Here is a 19,333-nt window from a genome sequence, read left to right on the forward strand (position 1 = left end):
TTTAATTATAGTGTTTTAGCAGTGCCTGCAGGGCCTGGTTAAAGTCGCTGCCCAAATGCTTATCGCGCAGGCCATATTCGACAAAGGCTTTCATATAACCGAGCTTATTACCGCAGTCATGGCTGCGGCCAACAATGTGGTAGGCATTAACACTTTGCTGCTTCATTAAAATGGCAATAGCGTCGGTCAGCTGTATTTCATCACCGGCGCCCAGCGGCGTGTATTCCAGCGCTTCCCAGATATCCGGAGCAAATACATAACGGCCGACCACGGCCAGGTTTGACGGCGCTTCATCTACCGCCGGTTTTTCAACAATTGCCGTCATATTAACCGACTGGCCCGCTGCCAGCTGATGACCGCCAACATCGGCCACGCCGTAGCTGCTGACCAGCGCGTGCGGTACCGGCTCTACCATCACCTGGCTGACGCCGGTCTGGCTGAATACGCTGTTCATTTGCGCCAGATTGTCTTGCTTTAAGTTGCTGTCGTAGCCGTCAATTAACACATCTGGCAGTACCACGGCAAAGGGCGTATCGCCAATTAACGGCCGGGCGCACAGCACCGCATGGCCTAAACCTTTGGCCTCGCCCTGGCGTACATGCATAATGGTGACGTCTTTCGGGCAGATATTTTGTACTTCATCTAACAGCTGCCGTTTAACCCGTTTTTCCAGCATCGATTCGAGCTCAAAGCTTTTATCAAAGTGGTTTTCGATGCTGTTTTTTGACGAATGGGTGACCAACACAATTTCTTTAATACCGGCGGCAATACACTCCTGCACCACATACTGAATAAGCGGTTTATCCACCACTGGCAGCATCTCTTTCGGGATGGCTTTGGTAGCCGGCAGCATACGGGTGCCCAAACCAGCAACGGGGATCACAGCTTTGGTTACTTTCACGGGTGTTGTCCTTCTAAATAGGTTTGCGCAACGCTTGCCTGCGCCGCGGTTAACTGGAGTAACTGCAAAATATGCTGGTTAATTTTACCAGCATCAAATTTTTCTGCCGCCAAACGGTGACTTTGCTCGCCCATACGGCAGGCCAGCTCAGGTTGCTGCACAAATTGCAGCATGGCTTGCTGCAGCGCATCCTGTGAGTGCGCCGGCACTAAAAAGCCGTTTAACCCATGTTTTACCGTGTCGCGACAGCCGGGCATATCGGTGGTAATAATGGCCCGCCCCACCGCCATCGCTTCCTGGGTGCTGCGCGGTACGCCTTCGCGATAAAAAGACGGCAACACAAAGACACTGCTTTGCTGCAAATAAGGTAACACCCGTTGTACCCGGCCGGGGTAGATAATAATGCCGTCGTTGACGTATTGCATCAGCTCAGTGCGGCTAACGCCATGTTTGCCGTCAGGTTCGCCCAGCACAATAAATTCAACAGCCGGATGCAGAGCTTTAACAAAGCGCGCCGCCTGCAAAAAATAGCTGATGCCTTTTTCGCTGAGCAAACGGCCAACAAAAATAAATCGCAATGGATTTAGCTGGGCCGGCGTGCGGGGGTAATGTTGCAAATTGACACCAATGCCGCCCAGCAGGGTAACTTTGCCGGTATGCAGCTGATAATGATCGATAAGATCGGCTTTATCGTCGGCATTGAGTAAAAACACATGCTGAGTATGCGCCAGGCTAAGCCGGTACAGCGCCACCTGTATTGCCCGCACCAGTTTAGCCCTTAGGCTATCGCCACTGGCAGGAATAGTAAAAGCCCGACCTAAGCCTTCTATTTTAGCCACCCGCAGCGGCACACCGGCAAATTTTGCCGCCAGGGTGCCGTAAATTACCGGTTTGGCAAAATAGCAAAAGCTTACACTGATCTTGAGCTGCTTGAATAAGCGGTATAACTGCCAGCAGCTTTTTAGCTCGGAAAACGGATTAAGCGAGAATCGTCCCAGGCTGTAACTAACCGGCTCGGCGCCTAAGGCGCGTACGTCAGCCTCACTTTGCGTGTCGTAATCGTTGGCAAAGGCATATACGGTATGCCCCTGCGCGACCATCGCTTTTATCAGCTCGCCACGAAAGCCTAAAATAGTGGTGGCCAAAGAGCCAACTACCGCGATGCGCTGGGGGCGGAAAACAGCTGACTGGCTCACTTATTTTGCTCCAAGGATGCGGTTAATGACACGGCGCGCCAGGCTACCCAGCCGCTGTTTTAAGGTTATGCCTTCACTGCGCCACTGACACAGCTGCGTCAGGGTTTGCTCTGCGCTGCAGTAATAGCCACTGACCCGGCTAAGATACAGCGGGTATAACAGCAAGCTTGCCGCCACCAGTTGTGACAGGCTTAACTGCCGCTGACGCCGCTGATTAGGGCTATGGTCGACCGTCAGGCCCCAGCCGGCGTAAAACGGCATGCCATAGCAATGCACCGTTTTACCGCGAAGCAAGGCTTCAAAACCGGCCAGCGAGGTTAGTACATGCACCTCATCTGCCCAGGCAATAACGCTGGCAATGCTAACATTTTCCAGCAGCAGATCACAGAACTTCGCCGCGTGCTGCTCGTTTTCACCCTGGGCCCGGGCACCGGCTAACACATCAGGATGTGGCTTATAAATAATAAAGGCGTCGGGGTTGGCTGCGCGCACTTGTTGCAACAGTGCCAGATTGGTGTTTATGCTGCTACAGCCATAAGCAATAGAGGCGTCAGACTCGACCTGACCGGGCACTAAAATGCGCCGCGCCGTGGTCTCGGGGCCCTGCCAGGCAGTGCTGCCGGTGTTGTATTTACTAATGCCATTGGCCACCAGCTGTGCCATTAAGGCCTCGGCGCGTTGTTGCAGCTCGCGGCCCAGTTCATGCTGCGCCAGCAACTGCTCTAAATCTGACGTTGTGGTGGCATCAAAATACAAGCCGCGGCTGTCGGCCACCCAGGATAGCGGCCTGGCAAATTGCATACCCAGACCAACAGAGCGCAAGAAGCCATCTTCTAAGCGCAATAAACGCACGCCCGGCGCCAGCTGGTTACGGATATCGCGCCGGCCCCAAATAACGGCATCACTGTGCGCCGGCACCTGTGCGGCCTGGCGGACAAAACTCAGCTGACTGCCGGGTAAAAAGGCTTGCAAGGTGCGCCGCCAATGATAATTAAAGCCTATGGCGTACAGCTTGGGCGCAAAACGCTGGCGTATGCTGCGCTGAGTAGCCAGCCAGTGTAACGCCGCTATGGGGCTGCTAAAGGCCTGGCCGCGTTGCTCGGGGTTAATGCTGTGGCCATACTGAAAAAACAGCTGCCATACCCATTGCAGCAGTGTCGTCTGGGGCGCACCAGGCAGTGGTATATTGCCGCAATAGCGGCTTAGGCCGCTGTAGAAGGACGGCAGAAAACTGTACAGCGTTTTCCCCCACAGCAGGGCTTCAAACCCCAGCCAGCTGTCGGCCGTGACCACCAGTTGCGCATTGGCAATCAGTTTGCCATGGTGTTGCGCCGCCGGGCACAGCCGGATAACGTCGTCCGGCACCAGTGGTACCTTGCGATGGGCATCGTCGCACACCAGCACCACTGCGTTGCTGTTAGCACCGCCTTCAGTGCCAAATTGCCGCGCCAACTGCCTGGCCTGGGCCAGCATTTGCTGTTGCAGCGCTTTGCTTTGGCCATGCTGCAAAATAAGCAACACATAACAAGGCGGTAACCCTGTGGCGTCGTGGTAGCGGTTATACCGTGATACCCCGCTTTGCTGCCACTGCGTAATAAACGCTTGTGCCTGGGCCTGCTGTGCTGGTGTTAGCTGTGCTGGTGTTAGCTGTGCTGCTGTTTGCTGTGAACCCCGGTCAGCCGGTTGCGCCAACGCCTTGCTGCTTAGCAATACCGGTTCTTTACCCCGTAACGGAGGGCAATATAACAGCGCCAGCGCAGCCATTGCTTAATCCCGGTGATCGCGGATAACAGCGCGGGTTAAATGGGCAATCGCCGCTAAAAACACCGCAAAAAAAGCAAATACCAAGAGGTTATATAAGCGGCGCGGTTCGGTAGAAAACTCAGGTAAAGTAGGATATTGCAGCACCGATACCTGTTTTAGCTTACGCGCCGCCTCTACCCGGGTCGACTCCAGTGCCAGTAGCGCATTAGAGTATAGCTCCAGCGCGAAGCGGGCTTTTAGCTCCAGCGTTTGAAACTCAGAGGATACCTGATTTAGCGCGGTACCGTTTTCAGCGGCCATTTTCTGTTTTTCCTGGCCTATTTGCTGCTGCAATGCCTGAATTTCGCTATTTAGCCGCACGATCTCCGGCGAGCTTGGGCTTTGAAAGCTGCTGGCCGATTTTTTCCGCGCCTGCAGCAGCGCCAACTGGGCCTCAAGCTGCGACACTACAGCAAAAATGGCTTCTACGGTGCCGGTCGGCGACACCAGGCCTTGCTTATTCTGAAACGCCAACAGCTCGTCACGCGCGGCAAACAAACGTTGTTCCAGCGCGCTAACCTGAGTTTCAATAAAGGCGACCTGCTCGGCAGCCAGCCGCTGGCCCATGTCATTCATATGTTTTTCGCCCTCATCGAGCAGGGTTTGCGCGATAGCCTGTGCCATTTGCGGGCTATAAGCCTGCACGCGGATACGCAGGACAGCAGCATAGTCGTCAAACACGATATCGATGTGCTTTTGCATATAGCGATACAGCTTTTCCAGCTCGGTGTGCTCGTCACCCAGCCGTGATAACCAGTCGATATCACCGCTGGCATAATGCTGGCGGATATTCAGTTTCTGCTGCAGTTTTTGCAGCATATCAACCGATTGCAGATGATCCTTCAGTAATAACAGATCGCCCGAGCCCTGAGTGCCGGATAACAACGACGAAATATTTAGCCCGGTGGGGTTAATTTCCGGGCTTTGCAACACGATATGGCTGCTGGAGACATAACGGTCGGACGCCAGCAGTGTCCAGTACAGCAGCGCAAAAAACATGGCGATAATACTTAGAGCCCAATGCGGATGTTTTTTTAACCGGTTCATGCTTTACCTATGCTGTTGTGATAATCGTTAATGGCGTCGTCCAGTTTGTCATACCAGATGGCCTGGCCCTGATGCAGCCAGATGCCGGCCTGACACAAATCTTTTAAAATACCGGTGCTGTGTGACACCATAATTAAGCTGGCGCTGCCGATACGCTCGCGAAACGCGGCGGTAGCTTTGGCTTTAAAGCTGGCGTCGCCGACGGAGGTGGCTTCGTCAGATAAATAGACGTCAAAATCAAACGCCAGCGATAAACCAAACGCCAGCCGGCTGCGCATACCGCTGGAGTAAGTTTTTACCGGCTGATCAAAGGCTTTGCCTATTTCAGCGAAGTCCTGCACAAAGTCGATAATTTGCCCAATACGCGCTTCGCCACCGTGAATGCGGGCAACAAACTTAACGTTTTGCCGGCCAGTCATTGAGCCTTGAAAGCCGCCGCCTAAACCGATAGGCCAGGAGACCTGGCAGTTTTGTACGATACGGCCTTTATCCGGTGTATCCATACCGCCAAGCAGCCGCAGCAAGGTCGATTTACCGGCACCATTGCGCCCAACCAGGCCAACGCTGATGCCGCGCGGAATGCTAAAATTAACGTCTTTTAATACCCAGTCGCCACCAAAGGGACCGTGGTAACGTTTATACAGGCTGTCAACCGCTATCATTGGCGGCTCATTCGTGCTGAGGATACTCATTGTGCCATCAACCTGGCTTTATAACGCAGCTGCAGCATTAGCCCCAGCAACACTAATGATAACGCCCAGAACAACAAGTACTGCAGGCTGATACCCGGCAATAGCTGGTAGTGTGGAAAAAACGCACCACGGCTTAACTCAACGGCATGATAAATGGGGTTGTACAGTAAAAACTCCCGCACTTCACGTGGCAAAAACTGAATAGGAAAAATAACCCCGGACAAAAAATACAACGGCATAGTGAGCATAGTGACAAATTTGGCAAATTCAGGCACAACAGTAACCGGTACCGACAGCACCAGGCCCGCGCCCAGTGCCAGCAGCCAGAGCGATAACCACACCGAGGCCACGACCAGCGCATTGGCTGGCATAACGTCTAACGCCAGCGCTTGCCCGCCTAACACCAGCAAACACAGCACCAGCACTTTTAATGTACCTTCCAGCGCAGCACGTACCAGAATAGTATCAACCGGATGTACCTGCCGATAAGCAAACAGGGCGCGGTTAGAACTGATCGCATTGATGCAGCGGTTCATCACGGTACTGAACATCAGAAAAGTGACCATGCCGACGACAAACCAGGGGATAAACTCAGCACCACTGATATGGCGGATGCGGCCCATCAACTGGCGAATACCGATAAAAATCAGAATATGCGCCAGCGGCTCGACAAAGATCCACAGCCAGCCTAAGCGATCACCGGTGATACGCGCCATGGCTTCGCGCATAAACAGCGCATGCCAGACATGCAGCGTAACCTGCCAGGAGCTGCGTTTTTGCACCGACCTTTGTTGCTGCTGCATTACAAGTCCAGCGCCACCTTAGTCGCCACCGCAATTTGATACAGAATTTGCGTAATAGAGGTGGCCAGCTGCACATTTTTACTGCTGACTTTGGGCAGCACCAGAATTTCATCGCCCGGCTGCAGGCTGACATCGCCGGCGTCTCTGACTTCGCCATTTTGCCGTACCACTAAAATGCGGTCTTTGTCGGCGTGTTGGCTAAAGCCACCGGCACCGGTGATGTAATCCATCGCGGTTTTGTTTTTTACATAAATAACCGACTGCGGTACATACACTTCGCCACTGATTAAAATGGCGTCGCTACGCGGCGGCAAAGTGATAATATCGCCGTCCTGCAGGCGCAGATCGATAATGTCGCCCTGATGTGCCACCACCAAACGGCCGTTCGGTTTAACCTGACGGGCTTTGGCAACAAACTGGGTAATCAGCTCAGCTTCACGCACGCGGATGGCAGACTCTTCAACTGTCGCCGAAGGCGCACCCAGATAGGTGGTTTCCAGCCGGCGCAGGCTGTCGAGCAATGACTGACGTTGGCGCTCGGCCACACTTAGCCGGCGCACCGACACGCTGCGATAATCGGTCGCGGCAGGGTCAATAGCAATGCTGTTTAGCAGCTCATGCAGGCTGGCATCTTTGGGCAATACAAAATGCGACTGGCCTAAATAGTTGCCTTCAAGCTGTACCACTATGCTGTTATCGCGCTGGTCGGCAAAGAACATCACTTCATCACCGTCGGCCACTTCAGTGGTGGCAAACTCGGCTAGCGGTAAATAACTGGCGTAAGGGCCGTCACTACGATTACCGCGCAGCAGCGCATGCGATACGCCGGGATTTAGCTGTGCCAGTTCGGTTAAGGTTTGGCCAAACAGCTTCTGCTGGCTTGGGTTTAACTCGTAATGATAGTGCCGGCCAACATCACCATGCACCGTCACCACCGGGCCGCGCGGACCGATTAAAATGGTATCGCCATCCTGCAACTGGCCGTGCGGCATCTGACCGGTCAGGATAAACTGATATAAATCCAGCTCAGCCAGTAGCTTGCCATTGCGCAGAATGTGGACCTGACGAAAACTGCCAAGCTGGTTGTCAATACCGCCGGCCTGGTCGAGAAAGTACAGCACCGAGTCACTGGGCACACCGGCATAGCGGCCGGGTTTGCTGACAAAACCGGTCACAAACACCGCCACCGGCTGCACGCCCTGTAAATTGGTATAGACGCTAACTTTGTCAGAATAGACCTGGCGCACGGCAGCACGCACTATGCTGTCAAGCTGGCCGTGGCTAACGCCCATCACCTGCACCGGGCCTATGGTGGGGATAAAGATATTGCCCTTCGCGTCCACCGGCAAAATGCGGTCTACCTCTACCGCGCCCCAAAGCCGCAAGGTGACCTGATCGCCCGGCAGAATTTTATAAGCCGGATTTAAGCCATCGGCGCGTACACCGCGAAAGCCACCGCTGAATAAATCAGCTCCGAAGGGTTTAATGTCGGCCATGTTATCATCTGTCAGTTCTGGCACCGGGCCGTAAGTGCCTTGCTGCCAGCTGGTACGGCTAATGGGTTCTTGTACCGGAACATTTTGCTGTTGGGCAGCCTGTAGCACCTGCGCCTGTTGCGCTTGTGGCAGGTCGCCAAAGCTTTGTGCCTGCACGGCCTGCGTTAGCAAGACACTGAAAGCAAGAAAGAAAGTTAAAGAAGTGCATTTCATAAAAGAGTTCCGCAAAATAACTGCCCGGCCAAACCGATGCCTGTGCTGTAATTAGATGACCTGAGTTAACGAACGGGTAATACCCCAGCGCCCGTCATCATACTGGCATAACACCACCGGCAGAGCGGGCTGCAGCGTTTGCACCAGCGCCGCAGCACATTCACGCCCGGCGGCCGAAAAATAACGTGCTGTAACCAACAGCTCGGCACTGTTGCCCCAGGGGCTGGGGGCCAGCTGCACGGTTTGCCCGATCTCAGCTTGCTGCAACTGCATGCTGTGGCTGGCGGCTAAAAAACGCACCTGTGTATGGTACTGCGTTGCGGCATCAGACGATGACGGGCTCTGTGCGCAAGATGCTAATAAAATACTGCTGCAAAAGAAAAGGCCGGCCTTGAGCTTCGCCGCACTGATACTGAACATGTTAGGGATCATCCTGATAGAAAAACGTCAATAATTTAGCACAGCGCCTGACAAAACCAAACTGCTTTTCCTGCCACAATCACCGTAAAACCGAATCCCTGCATACCCCCCCTTTACTAAAGGGAGGCTTAAAAGCAGGGCGCAATGATGCGCCCCTACACTATTTTACTCTGTCGCCACTGCCTTTACCGGCGACAGTTTGCAGAATGTATTTAAAGTAGTTTGCCAGGTTGAGCTGTTGCAGCATTTTGGCGTCGGTTTCTGCCAGCAGTACCGGTGTTGACATATCTATTTCGTTAACCTGGGCCAGGCCGGTAATGCCAGGCCGGGCGTTCAGCACGCCGCGTTGCTCACGTTCCGCGATAAGCTCTTGCTGGTTAAATAAACAAGGTCTTGGGCCCACCAGGCTCATATCGCCCCACAGCACATTCCACAACTGCGGCAGTTCATCCAGTTTGGTTTTACGTAAAAAACCACCAAATGGGGTAATAGCACTGCTACTGGCTAAATGGCTGGCGACATGGGCAGTGTCGGGCTGCATGGTGCGAAACTTCACCAGCGTAAATGGCCGCTTATGGCGCCCCACCCTAACCTGGCGAAAAATTGGTGAGCCGGTATCAAACAGGCCGATCAAGGTCAGAATGACCAGCAGCGGAAAGCCTAATACCAAGCCACACAGGGCAAAAATAATGTCCAGTAAACGAATTAACATACAACCTCAAAGATAAAAACTTAAAACGTGGCGTTAACGCCCGACTTAACGAAAACAGGGCGCAATGATGCGCCCCTACACAACCGCGCCGTGCCCCTTCCCTAATCCCCCTAAATCCCCCTTTTTAAAGTGGGACTTTAGAAGCAGGGCGCAATGATGCACTTCTGCCCCCTCTTTCGTAAAGAGGGGCGGGGGGAGATTTGATGGCCGGGGGGAGATTTAGCGACTAAAACACCTCGCTATGCCCTGCTCCAGCGTTAAGGGCGGCGTCCAACCCAGTGTGTGTTGAGTATGGCTGATATCCAGCTGCAAGTTACCGCAAAGCCGGTCTATCACCGCCTGTTTGCCGGTTAACTTGCCAGCCAGTTTTAGCCAGCTGATGGGCACCGGTATTAACCAGGGCGTTTTGCCCGCCGCACGTGTCATTAGTTTAAGCAATTCTGTGGTTGAAACATCCTGGCCATCGCTAACCATAAAGGTTTGGTTGGCAGCCTTGGGATGGTCAATACAGGTAACGATTAAATCAACCAGGTTATCCAGCGCCACCAGGCTGCGTTTATTATGGATGGCGCCAAGTGGCAAGGGTAAGTTTTTTTGTGCCAGCTTTGCCAATTTACCAAAATTACCGCGGGCAGCAGCACCATATACTAAAGGAGGCCGGATAATGACTAATTCCATTGCACTATTTTGTACAATTTTTTTAAGACCGGTCTCAGCCTTAAATTTTGATATAGCGTAGTCCTCAGCGGGGGCAGGTGTATCGTCGATATTAAAGGGCGTATAGCTACATATGCCGTTAACACCGATAGAGCTTAAAAAAATAAACCTGCGCACGCCTGATTTTACGCAACTCTCGGCCAAAGTTAACGTTGCGTCAGTGTTTACTCTGATAAATTCGTCCAGTGAAACACCATTTGTATGAGCTATGGCGGCCGTATGAATAACAACATCGCAATCGCTTAAATAACCTTTACCTGCTAACTCAGAGAGATCGCCGATTACAGGCTGCTCTACCGACGGTAATTGACTTACCGCCGATGACCGTACCGGTGCAATAAGTGGATACTGCCGCAATGACAATTCTTGCAGCAAAGCATTACCAATAAAACCAGTGCTCCCGGTGACGAGTATTTTATTATTTTGCATTATTTTCAGCTTATAAAAATACGGTTATATAGCGCTACATGCTTCTTTTTAAGCATCACTATAAACAAATAACACGCTATATTATAACAAGCAGACAACAAATTGCAGCCACCTACCTTGCGTAGAACGCGCCAATAATACTTTAAAGCATCTTTTTTCGAAGCTGAAAGCGAACCGGCACGAATACGATAGTATCCCAGATTAATATTAAGACCATAGGCAAATTCAAATCGCTTCAACAACTCCAGCCACAAAGCAAAATCCTGCCGTTTCTTAACAGCTGGCATATAAATTTTTCCAAATGGCAGGGTGTCATAAATTGCGGTTAAACAGCCAACATAGTTGTGTTTGAGTAGTTTGCTAAAATTAACCCTGCTAGGCACTTCAATCTTATCAAGCAAATCCGATTTTTCGTTAATGGTCGAATAACCAGCAAATGAAAACCCAATATTATTTTGCTGCATAAAAGAGATTTGTTTATCGAGCTTATCTGATGTCCATAAGTCATCTGAGTCTAAAAACGCCAGATAACGACCTTTTGCAGCTTCTATTGCGATGTTTCTGGAGCCTGCGCCTCCCATGTTGACTTGGTTATTAATTAATTTAATCCGCTTATCCTCTAAATACTTAGCTACTACTTCAGCAGTAGCATCAGATGAGCAGTCATTAACTATAATAAGCTCCCAGTCAGTAAAGCTTTGCTCTATAACGCTATCGATAGATAAAGCAATAAAATCCTCAACGTTATAGGCCGGCATAATGATGGACACAACTGGCATAGAAACCTCAAAAGTTAAAAATGTCATATCAAACCAGAAAAGACCTGGTTCCGAAAATTAAAATAGGGAAGAACCCACCTATAGTCATTAAAATCCTTAATATGAAACGCTGTTTATAATGCCATTCAAAAAAATTAACTAAATGTGGATAAATCAACATCAGAGAGTACATAGCAATTCTTTCTGCACCAGTTGAGGTAAGAAAAATAGCAGCAAATAATGAAACATAGATACCAATACATATTACTAAGTAACTTGGTCTCTCATACAAGCGGATCTTTAGCCTTGATGACAACACCATAAAAACTGTGAAAAGCACTAGAAGCCCTAAGTAAGCCACCACTAAATTTTGCCCGGTTGAAGCGGCGGATTTAGAGCCAGCAGCAAAGAACACTATTGCGGGCGTTACAGCCAGAAAAAACGCCCCAGCCAGCTTTTCAATTTTGCTTTTTGACAAAAGGAAAAAAGCTGATATAAAAACCCCTGCAACATTATGGGATAAGCCTGCAACCAAAAAAGCTAAATACCTATTAAGATAACTGCGATATACAAAAGAGAATGCCAACAGACAAAAAACAGCTGAAACCCATTGCCTGTATACATTTTGCATTCCTAGTACAAATGGGAAAAAACATAGAAATGAAAAATACGCATAAAATGGCAATCTGTAATTACTAAATGCAACATATAATGCTAAAAAAACGAAAAAATCAAAAAGCATGAAAACCAGCACTTCACTGTCAAAAAGTGAAAAAGCGGCTCTTTGCCCCAACCAAACTACCGGCTCACGTAAATAGTAAAAAGAAAATACTTTAAACTGCATCGCCTCCGCATAAACAGCTATGTCAGAATCAAAATTTGTAAGGCGTACAACTGCAGATAAACTCATTGACAATAGCAAGAAAAGGCTTAATTTAACGCCATTACTAAGCCTGGGCTGTGCTTTAAAAGCAAATACTATCGCAATTACTAGTAGTACCAAATAAAACAGCAGTTCATAATTAAAATTATGCATGTTATGGCGTCACTTAGACATGTCGCTATAAAGTTTTAGCATTGTTTCCACGCTCATTTTCCAATCATAATTTTCTCTTACATATTGATAGCCAGCTTCAGCAAGACGTATGCAGTATTCCTTATCACGAACCAGAGACAAGATTGCTTCTGCTGCCTGCTCTGGAGATTCGCGTTTAACCACTATGCCCGTCTTACCGCTGACAACAACTTCCGGTAAGCCGCCGGCATCGGACACAATCACCGGACGCCCAGCAGCACCGGCCTCAATAATAGCCACACCAAAACTTTCGCTATCCAACCGACTTAAGGCAACATAAACATCCATTTTTGCCAACTCATTAGCTACCTCAGTGTGCGCCACACGGCCAACGAAATTGGTAACGTTGCTTATAGCAAGGCTTTTAGCCAAGGCCTCAAGTTCTGCACGCTGTGGACCGTCACCCACTATACGCAGCTTTAGTTTGCTGGCTAGTTCAGGCTGGCTTTGTTGTAATTGCTGCCTGGCTAATGCAAATGCCTGCAGTAAGGTATCAATGCCATATTTCGGTGCCAGCACCTTCACGGTGCCAATAACGATATCGGTATCCGCTTTTTGCGCCAGCGGAACATAGCACTGGTTAAAACGAGACATATCAACACCAAAAGGCGTGATCGCAATATTGCTAAGTGCCGGCAGCAAACGTTTAGTCTGCGCTGCCATACAATGGCTGGTGGAGGCCACTTGGTCAGCCGCCTTTAAATTGGCCCGTACCAGCATTTTGTGTAACGCGCTTTTGTAGGGGAAATCATACACATCAGAGCCCCATACAGATAGCAGCCACGGATGATAGCCAGCCAGGCGGGCCGTGGTGGCATAGCCGCTGGCATAATGCGCATTAACCAGATCCGGTTTAAGCTGTTTAAGCAGCTTTTTTACCGCCGGTACCATTAAAAAATAGCCAAGATTGCCACGAAACGGCAGCAAATGTACTGTTACCCGGCTGTCTACCGGCTCTAACAGTGGGTGCTGCGAAATTAGGTGCACATCTATACCGGCCTGGGCTAAACCGTTGGCCCAACGGATGGTATGAATAGATGAGGCACCTGATAATAATACAACTTTCATATAGCGGTTAAATCCTTTACGACTTGTGCTGCCCGGCCTTGCCAGCTATGTGCCGCGGCTATACCAGCTAATTGTGCTCTGGCCTGTTGCAGTAATTCAGGCTGGGCCAAAAGCCGCTGCAGTAATGTGATAAAACTGGCCTGGTCATAGTTAACCCGCCAACCGACATTCAGCTGTGACACGATGTCGGCACACAAAGTGCCCTCGGAGGCGATAATGGGTTTAGTGTAGCCAATATACTCAAACAACTTTACCGGCGCTGCAAAGGTCCAATATTCGTGCGGCTGTACAAATAACAACGCGATATCTGCCTGCTGATACAGTTGTGCCAGTTTATCGCCGCTTAAATGCACAATCTCGATATTATCAGCCAGTGGCTGATACTCGTGGCCGTGTTTTTGCCATTCAAACTGGCGGGTGCAAACCACTAGCCGGCAGTTGGGTAAAGCCTGCATGGCATTAAACAGCTGATGCATTTTATAGTGCGCCGACAAACCGCCAACATAAAGTAACGTCAGCTTAGCATTGGCGTCTGACGGCGTTGCCAGCGCCGGCATGGCATTAACGGCATGACCGGGGGGCAGCTCAAGCTGACGGCAGGATTTTGCGCCGGGGATGTAGTGCGCCATCTTCAGCGAGGGTAGATATAAGACATCAACCAGCTCGTCATATTTACGCAGGTCATAGCGGTAAAACCATTTTGCAATCTTGGCTTTAAGCTTGTTGGTGGTGTTTTCGTACTCGGGAAAACACCAGTAAATATCACGGTAAAACAAGCCAATCTTAATACCCTGCTGCTTCAGGTAACGAAAAAAGCCGAAATCAAGCCAGGGGGCTGTTGGCAGATGGTGTGGCTCTGTCATCAGTGTCGGCATGGTTGAGCTTTCAGAATAGACCAGCTCGTACTTTACCCCTTTTGCGATGTTACGCTTTATTTGTTTGATTTTCTCTTTGCGCTCTTGGGCATAGCCGGTAACCAGATCAACCTGATAACCCAAGGCTTCAAACGCTTTGATCATCTGCAAAGGCCGGATACCGCTGGCAGAGGTAGCTTGCGGATTAAGCGGCAGAGGGTGGTGAAATATTATATTTGCCATTCTTTACCTTTAGAATAACAGCTGTAACCAGGTCAAAATTAGTTAACCTTGACGATTAGAGACAGGCTCTATCAGAAATAATCGTAAAAAAAACAGGTTAGAAATTTTATCGCAGCATACCAACCAAATTCTGGCCATAAACTTTAAAACGATTTTATAATCTTCGCTGGCGTACCTGCCAGAACGACTCTAGACTGCAAGCAACTTTTTGTAACGACAGCCCCTGCGGCGACAATAACTTCATCCGCGAGTTCAACACCGGGAAGTATCACTACATTCATACCAATCCAACATTTTTTTCCAAGAATAATATCTTTACCCTTGCAGTGTTTATCCAAATCGTCGAGGTCATGGTTAGCTGTTATCAAGCCTACATTTGGAGCAATATAAGTACCTTTTCCTATCACAATTCTGGCCGAAAAGCTTTGGATGTAGGTTCCCGGTGACTGAAAGTTATTGATATCGTCAATATCATAGACAACGTTCTCCGGGTTATTAATACTGGCAGTTAAGCATGCAGGGAATGGTAACGGTTTAGCCAACCTAAGAATATTTCTTTGAAATAAACTTCTTAAACACCAAGCATAACCAATCTTACGCTTTGCAAAGTATCTTCCGGCAAAAATCTTTCTATCAAAGAAAAAACCTAGAACAAAATTAAAGAAAGGCCTTACAAAAACATTAAAAAACATCAAACCACCAACCCGCTGCAGAAGTAGAATACAATTAATAAAAAACTAGAAATTAAATTTAAATACTGGACTTTAACCGCTTCACGAAAGGTTACCCCACAAGCAACTGAAAAAACCAAATAACAAGCCACATAATATATAAAGCTCATTAATGCAAGGGACTCAACAAAGTAATCAGGAAAAAACAAATATGCCAAAAATACTATACCTACCCGACCAATTAAACCAAAAGATGTTAATAATAACAGCTGCTTTTGCGCTCCGTTTATATGCATAATCATTGAAATAGGTGACGCGCAGAACTGAAATATAAACCATGGCACCATAATTAATACATATTTAGCTGTAAGCTCCCACTCGTTGCCAAAGATAGTTGGGACAAGAAAATAAGCAGCTAAGCCCGTGGCTAATAAAAATAACCCACCAAAGTTAGCAAGCTTTTTAATATTACTTAAGGCAAAACTTCTTAGTTCATCGCCACCAGATATCTCTGATGCGAATACTAAAAAGGCTTGAGATACTGAACTTCCGATTAAGGTCATGGGCATTTGCAATAAGCGTAACGCCAGATACAGATAGCCAACGAGAGGTGCAGCACTGAACTGTGCAATAAGCACTATTGGCAGCTGCAAACTTGCCGTATTAAAAAGAGAGTCTAAAACTGAATATTTAGGAAATTTTTTATACTTTACAAAAGTGCTTTTTAAATTCACAAAACTCATTCTTTGTATTGCAACAAATTTATTTCTGAATGATTTAGAAAAAAGCCTGTAAACCCCTACAGATTGAGACAATATTTGCCCAATCACTAACCACAACGAAGATGCAGAATACAAGCCTCCAGCAGTTTGCACAGAAGCGGCGCTAATCGATTGCGTGAATTTTGTATAAGCAACGTCTTTAAATAATTTTCTTCTGTTTGCAAAATACATTGCAACAGAATAAAGACCAGCAGACAACATACCTAACGGTATCAAATAGTAGAGTATCTTGTATTGACTCTGTAAGTTTGCTAATGAATTTATATTATGAAACAGCACAACTATTACTAACAGCGTCAAAAGTGATGATAAAACGCACAACACAGTCGCAAGCAATACGATATTGATAGCTTCTGACGTTTTTTTCGGCTTAGAAATAGCTATCTCAAATCTGAAACAAGCTATGCTTGATAAGACTGTAGAAAAAGCCACGTAAACAGCAAATAATTCAAAGTGCTCTGGATTATACAATCTTGTTAGTATAGGCAAACATAATAGTGTTATAGCCTGAGAACCAGCAGTACCAAAAACCAAAGTTATTACAGACCTAAAGTAATTATTGTCTCCAAGTTTGGCTTTGGTACCTGCTAAAGAGGCTTTGATTCGGTTCAGCAAAGCATGTAGTCTCACAATTTGGCGAACATGCTTTGATCAAGGTAAGGGTGCATAGGCAGACTAAACACCTGCTGACATAACCGAGAAGCATTAGGAAAATCACTATCTTTATAGTTCAATGATTTAAATGCAGTTTGCTGATGCATACAGGTGCCATAGTACACCATGGTTGGTATGCCTTTGCTTTTATAACTCGCCATCTGTAAATCGCGATTTTCACTGATCAGAGTATATTGTGCCCAAGAGCTAAGATAGCCTTGCGGAACATAAGGAGTGACATATCTTTCACTCAGGATTGTAGTGTAATGATCAGCAGCTTTATTCCGAGCAACAAGCTCGTCAGGAAATACTGCTAGTTTCTCAAGCAAAATCGCCGCTTGCAGGGTGTCTAACCGGCTGTTAATGCCAATACGCACATTGTCGTATTTATCCTTGCCTTTGCCGTGCACACGGTAAGAGCGGAACAAGGCGGCATACTCATCATTATTGGTAAATACTGCCCCACCATCACCGTAACAACCCAATGGCTTGGCCGGGAAAAAGCTAGTGGTGGCGATATCGCCAAAGCTGCCGGCGCGCTGGCCATTGATTTCACCACCAAAGCCCTGTGCCGCATCTTCGATTAATTTAAGCTGGTACTTAGTGGCAATTTTTTCCAGCTCAGGGTAATTGGCCGGCAGGCCAAATAAGTCGACGGCGATAATGGCTTTGGGTGTAAGCTTGCCGTCTTTTAATACCTGCTCAATTTGCTGCTCAAGATGCTGCGGACAGATGTTAAATGTACGCTCATCAGAGTCGACAAACACCGGTGTCGCACCGGCGTAGGCGATAACTTCTGCAGTGGCAAAAAAGGTAAAGGTTGGACAAAACACCGCATCGCCAGGTTTGATATCCAGCACCAACATAGCCAGTTGCAAGGCGTCGGTGCCATTGGCACAACTAATACAATGTTTAACACCGACATAGTCAGCCAATTGCTGTTCTAACTGTGCGACTTCCGGCCCCATAATGTAGTTACCGTGTTGCAACACGGTTTGAATACGCTGGTCAATGCGCTGCTTTAAATGCTGGTACTGCGCCGCTAAATCGATAAACTGCATGTTAACTTTCCTTGCGAACGACAGTGCCTTCAAGCACATATTTAGCACCGGTATGCTGGCACTGTGCACTGGCGTTGCCTTGTAATGGCAAAGGTAAACGTTCGCCATACTCACTCATCCAGCCCAGCTGCGTGGCGGGCACTCCCACCATAAGGGCGTAATCAGGTACATCTTTGTTGATTACGGCGCCAGCGCCGACAAAGGCATAAGCGCCAATGGTGACACCGCACACGATAGTGCAGTTTGCGCCTAAGGTTGCGCCGCGTTTGACCAGGGTGTTGCGGTATTCATTTTTGCGCTCGACAAAAGCACGCGGATTATACACATTGGTAAACACCATGCTGGGGCCGCAAAATACGCCATCTTCTAAGGTGACATTGTCATATACCGAAACATTGTTCTGTATTTTGCAATCATCACCAATACTGACCTTATTGCCAACAAAGACGTTTTGCCCCAGTGAGCAACGCTTGCCAATAACAGCGCCACTACAAACATGGGCAAAATGCCAAACCCGGCTGCCATCGCCTATCGTAGCGCCATCATCGACGATAGCGCTTGAATGTACCTGATATTGCGTCATGTTTATTTCACCAGGTTGGTAACAAACGGATGGTAATCACCGGTTAGTGGCGACAGCGCCGCATTACGGATATGGGCAACGGTTTCAATGGCAATACGATTTTCTTCCAGACCAAAGCCATTACCGGCCAGGATTTCTCGATAGCTGATGGTGTGCAAATCAGTAAAACCATCAGAAAACTCTACCGACTCACCATCAGCGGTAATCGCACGGAAGGTGCGCTGGCCGCTGGCGCGGATATCAGAGGGAATGTCGTTAACATCGACGGATAAAAACCAGCGCACCCGCGCTTTCTCATATTCCAGATAGCCGGCCGCCTTGGTCGGTGAATTATAGTGCACCTTGTTGTCTTGCAAGGCACCAAACACAAAGTGCAACATATCGTAAAAATGCACACCGATATTAGTTGAAATACCGCCGGATTTTTTGTCGTCGCCCTTCCAGGACTGCAAATACCAGTTACCGCGCGAGGTGATATAAGTTAAGTCGACATCGAATTTTTTGCCAGCCGGGCTAGCCGCCACTTTTTGCTTTAACGCAATAATGGCCGGGTGCAGTCGCAGTTGCAAAATAGTGTTTACTTTATGGCCGGTTTCTTTTTCAATTTCCTGCAAGCCGTCAATATTCCACGGATTAAGCACCAACGGCTTTTCACATATAGCATCAGCACCGGCGCGCAGGGCAAAACGCATGTGCGAGTCGTGTAAATAGTTTGGCGAACAAATCGACACATAGCTAATTTGTTTACCGTTTTGCTCGCGACGCAATTTATCGACGTGACGATCAAAACGCTCAAATTCAGTAAAAAAATGCGCATCAGGAAAATGGCTGTCGATAATGCCTACCGAGTCGTTTTTATCCAGTGCCGCCACCAGGTTATTGCCGGTGTCTTTAATAGCTTTCATATGCCGCGGTGCTATGTAGCCGGCCGCACCAATTAAGGCAAAATTTTTCATTCATTTACTCTCTACATTAAAAACGAATATCAACCATCGACTTGTCTAATACGTACTTCAAATCATAGATCACACTTTCTGGCTTGGTTAGCGCGCGGATACCCGCTGCACCCATGGCACGGAATTGCTGATGCCCCACCGCCAGGATAACCGCATCATAAGCGCCCTGCTCTGGCGTGCTCAGCGGCGTTATGCCGTA

General features: G+C 48.5%; 19 protein-coding genes and 1 pseudogene. All 20 read right to left on the reverse strand.

From position 1 onward, the window contains the following. Nucleotide 1: 1 nt before the first annotated feature. Nucleotides 2-901, reverse strand: a complete 900-nt coding sequence (gene galU, locus EYB30_RS04825; protein WP_166837714.1) for a UTP--glucose-1-phosphate uridylyltransferase GalU — start codon at nucleotides 899-901, stop codon at nucleotides 2-4. After that, the gene (locus tag EYB30_RS04830; protein WP_206674567.1) at nucleotides 898-2,097 is read right to left on the reverse strand and encodes a glycosyltransferase family 4 protein; all 1,200 of its coding nucleotides are present in this window, start codon (nucleotides 2,095-2,097) and stop codon (nucleotides 898-900) included. Before EYB30_RS04830 ends, galU begins: the two co-directional genes overlap by 4 nt. Next, entirely contained in the window at nucleotides 2,098-3,861 is a 1,764-nt protein-coding gene (locus EYB30_RS04835; protein ID WP_166837716.1) for a capsular polysaccharide export protein, LipB/KpsS family, read from the reverse strand. Nucleotides 3,862-3,864: 3 nt separating this feature from the next. Next, nucleotides 3,865-4,947 carry a KpsE/RkpR family capsule polysaccharide export protein gene (locus tag EYB30_RS04840; RefSeq protein ID WP_166837718.1) on the reverse strand — a complete coding sequence of 361 codons (1,083 nt, stop codon included), beginning with the start codon at nucleotides 4,945-4,947 and terminating at the stop codon, nucleotides 3,865-3,867. Continuing rightward, a complete protein-coding gene (locus tag EYB30_RS04845) occupies nucleotides 4,944-5,609 on the reverse strand; it encodes an ABC transporter ATP-binding protein (RefSeq protein WP_166837747.1) in 666 nt (221 codons plus the stop codon). Before EYB30_RS04845 ends, EYB30_RS04840 begins: the two co-directional genes overlap by 4 nt. A 26-nt stretch (nucleotides 5,610-5,635) precedes the next feature. Further along, entirely contained in the window at nucleotides 5,636-6,442 is an 807-nt protein-coding gene (locus EYB30_RS04850; protein ID WP_166837720.1) for an ABC transporter permease, read from the reverse strand. Then, entirely contained in the window at nucleotides 6,442-8,151 is a 1,710-nt protein-coding gene (locus EYB30_RS04855; RefSeq protein ID WP_166837722.1) for a polysaccharide biosynthesis/export family protein, read from the reverse strand. Before EYB30_RS04855 ends, EYB30_RS04850 begins: the two co-directional genes overlap by 1 nt. A gap of 51 nt (nucleotides 8,152-8,202) precedes the next feature. Further along, nucleotides 8,203-8,571: a DVU3141 family protein gene (locus EYB30_RS04860; protein ID WP_166837723.1), complete on the reverse strand. Its 369-nt coding sequence runs from the start codon at nucleotides 8,569-8,571 to the stop codon at nucleotides 8,203-8,205. 160 nt (nucleotides 8,572-8,731) lie between these two features. Continuing rightward, nucleotides 8,732-9,283, reverse strand: a complete 552-nt coding sequence (locus EYB30_RS04865) for a sugar transferase (protein ID WP_166837725.1) — start codon at nucleotides 9,281-9,283, stop codon at nucleotides 8,732-8,734. A gap of 219 nt (nucleotides 9,284-9,502) precedes the next feature. Next, nucleotides 9,503-10,429 carry a UDP-glucose 4-epimerase family protein gene (locus tag EYB30_RS04870; protein WP_166837727.1) on the reverse strand — a complete coding sequence of 309 codons (927 nt, stop codon included), beginning with the start codon at nucleotides 10,427-10,429 and terminating at the stop codon, nucleotides 9,503-9,505. 5 nt (nucleotides 10,430-10,434) lie between these two features. Then, nucleotides 10,435-11,235 (reverse strand): glycosyltransferase family 2 protein, encoded by an 801-nt coding sequence (locus EYB30_RS04875; protein WP_206674568.1) that lies wholly within the window; start codon nucleotides 11,233-11,235, stop codon nucleotides 10,435-10,437. A gap of 1 nt (nucleotide 11,236) precedes the next feature. Continuing rightward, nucleotides 11,237-12,223, reverse strand: a complete 987-nt coding sequence (locus EYB30_RS04880; protein WP_166837729.1) for an EpsG family protein — start codon at nucleotides 12,221-12,223, stop codon at nucleotides 11,237-11,239. Between the two features lie 9 nt (nucleotides 12,224-12,232). Then, nucleotides 12,233-13,330 (reverse strand): glycosyltransferase, encoded by a 1,098-nt coding sequence (locus EYB30_RS04885; RefSeq protein WP_166837731.1) that lies wholly within the window; start codon nucleotides 13,328-13,330, stop codon nucleotides 12,233-12,235. Further along, on the reverse strand, nucleotides 13,327-14,427 hold the full coding sequence (locus tag EYB30_RS04890; RefSeq protein WP_166837733.1) for a glycosyltransferase: 1,101 nt from the start codon (nucleotides 14,425-14,427) through the stop codon (nucleotides 13,327-13,329). The genes EYB30_RS04885 and EYB30_RS04890 overlap by 4 nt, the downstream gene beginning before the upstream one ends. Nucleotides 14,428-14,570: 143 nt before the next feature. Then, entirely contained in the window at nucleotides 14,571-15,119 is a 549-nt protein-coding gene (locus tag EYB30_RS04895; RefSeq protein ID WP_166837751.1) for an acyltransferase, read from the reverse strand. Then, entirely contained in the window at nucleotides 15,119-16,510 is a 1,392-nt protein-coding gene (locus tag EYB30_RS04900) for an oligosaccharide flippase family protein (protein ID WP_166837735.1), read from the reverse strand. The genes EYB30_RS04895 and EYB30_RS04900 overlap by 1 nt, the downstream gene beginning before the upstream one ends. Further along, nucleotides 16,507-17,595 (reverse strand): DegT/DnrJ/EryC1/StrS family aminotransferase, encoded by a 1,089-nt coding sequence (locus EYB30_RS04905; protein ID WP_166837737.1) that lies wholly within the window; start codon nucleotides 17,593-17,595, stop codon nucleotides 16,507-16,509. Before EYB30_RS04905 ends, EYB30_RS04900 begins: the two co-directional genes overlap by 4 nt. Nucleotide 17,596: 1 nt before the next feature. Further along, complete coding sequence (locus EYB30_RS04910) at nucleotides 17,597-18,178, reverse strand: acyltransferase (protein WP_166837739.1); 582 nt, start codon at nucleotides 18,176-18,178, stop codon at nucleotides 17,597-17,599. Nucleotides 18,179-18,180: 2 nt separating this feature from the next. Continuing rightward, nucleotides 18,181-19,134 (reverse strand): Gfo/Idh/MocA family protein, encoded by a 954-nt coding sequence (locus EYB30_RS04915; RefSeq protein WP_166837741.1) that lies wholly within the window; start codon nucleotides 19,132-19,134, stop codon nucleotides 18,181-18,183. A gap of 16 nt (nucleotides 19,135-19,150) precedes the next feature. Then, nucleotides 19,151-19,333, reverse strand: a pseudogene (locus EYB30_RS04920) (Vi polysaccharide biosynthesis UDP-N-acetylglucosamine C-6 dehydrogenase TviB); the annotation flags it as partial.

The organism is Rheinheimera pleomorphica, from assembly GCF_011634895.1.
GTDB lineage: Bacteria > Pseudomonadota > Gammaproteobacteria > Enterobacterales > Alteromonadaceae > Alishewanella > Alishewanella pleomorphica.

Excerpts from the sequence above, each read along its gene's own strand:
- EYB30_RS04915 (WP_166837741.1), bottom strand. The coding sequence starts at position 19,134 with ATGAAAAATTTTGCCTTAATTGGTGCGGCCGGCTACATAGCACCGCGG.
- EYB30_RS04910 (WP_166837739.1), bottom strand. The coding sequence starts at position 18,178 with ATGACGCAATATCAGGTACATTCAAGCGCTATCGTCGATGATGGCGCT.
- EYB30_RS04845 (WP_166837747.1), bottom strand. The coding sequence starts at position 5,609 with ATGATAGCGGTTGACAGCCTGTATAAACGTTACCACGGTCCCTTTGGT.
- EYB30_RS04905 (WP_166837737.1), bottom strand. The coding sequence starts at position 17,595 with ATGCAGTTTATCGATTTAGCGGCGCAGTACCAGCATTTAAAGCAGCGC.
- EYB30_RS04890 (WP_166837733.1), bottom strand. The coding sequence starts at position 14,427 with ATGGCAAATATAATATTTCACCACCCTCTGCCGCTTAATCCGCAAGCT.
- EYB30_RS04865 (WP_166837725.1), bottom strand. The coding sequence starts at position 9,283 with ATGTTAATTCGTTTACTGGACATTATTTTTGCCCTGTGTGGCTTGGTA.
- EYB30_RS04870 (WP_166837727.1), bottom strand. The coding sequence starts at position 10,429 with ATGCAAAATAATAAAATACTCGTCACCGGGAGCACTGGTTTTATTGGT.
- EYB30_RS04880 (WP_166837729.1), bottom strand. The coding sequence starts at position 12,223 with ATGCATAATTTTAATTATGAACTGCTGTTTTATTTGGTACTACTAGTA.
- EYB30_RS04850 (WP_166837720.1), bottom strand. The coding sequence starts at position 6,442 with ATGCAGCAGCAACAAAGGTCGGTGCAAAAACGCAGCTCCTGGCAGGTT.
- EYB30_RS04895 (WP_166837751.1), bottom strand. The coding sequence starts at position 15,119 with ATGTTTTTTAATGTTTTTGTAAGGCCTTTCTTTAATTTTGTTCTAGGT.
- EYB30_RS04885 (WP_166837731.1), bottom strand. The coding sequence starts at position 13,330 with ATGAAAGTTGTATTATTATCAGGTGCCTCATCTATTCATACCATCCGT.
- EYB30_RS04840 (WP_166837718.1), bottom strand. The coding sequence starts at position 4,947 with ATGAACCGGTTAAAAAAACATCCGCATTGGGCTCTAAGTATTATCGCC.
- EYB30_RS04855 (WP_166837722.1), bottom strand. The coding sequence starts at position 8,151 with ATGAAATGCACTTCTTTAACTTTCTTTCTTGCTTTCAGTGTCTTGCTA.
- EYB30_RS04875 (WP_206674568.1), bottom strand. The coding sequence starts at position 11,235 with ATGACATTTTTAACTTTTGAGGTTTCTATGCCAGTTGTGTCCATCATT.
- EYB30_RS04835 (WP_166837716.1), bottom strand. The coding sequence starts at position 3,861 with ATGGCTGCGCTGGCGCTGTTATATTGCCCTCCGTTACGGGGTAAAGAA.
- EYB30_RS04860 (WP_166837723.1), bottom strand. The coding sequence starts at position 8,571 with ATGTTCAGTATCAGTGCGGCGAAGCTCAAGGCCGGCCTTTTCTTTTGC.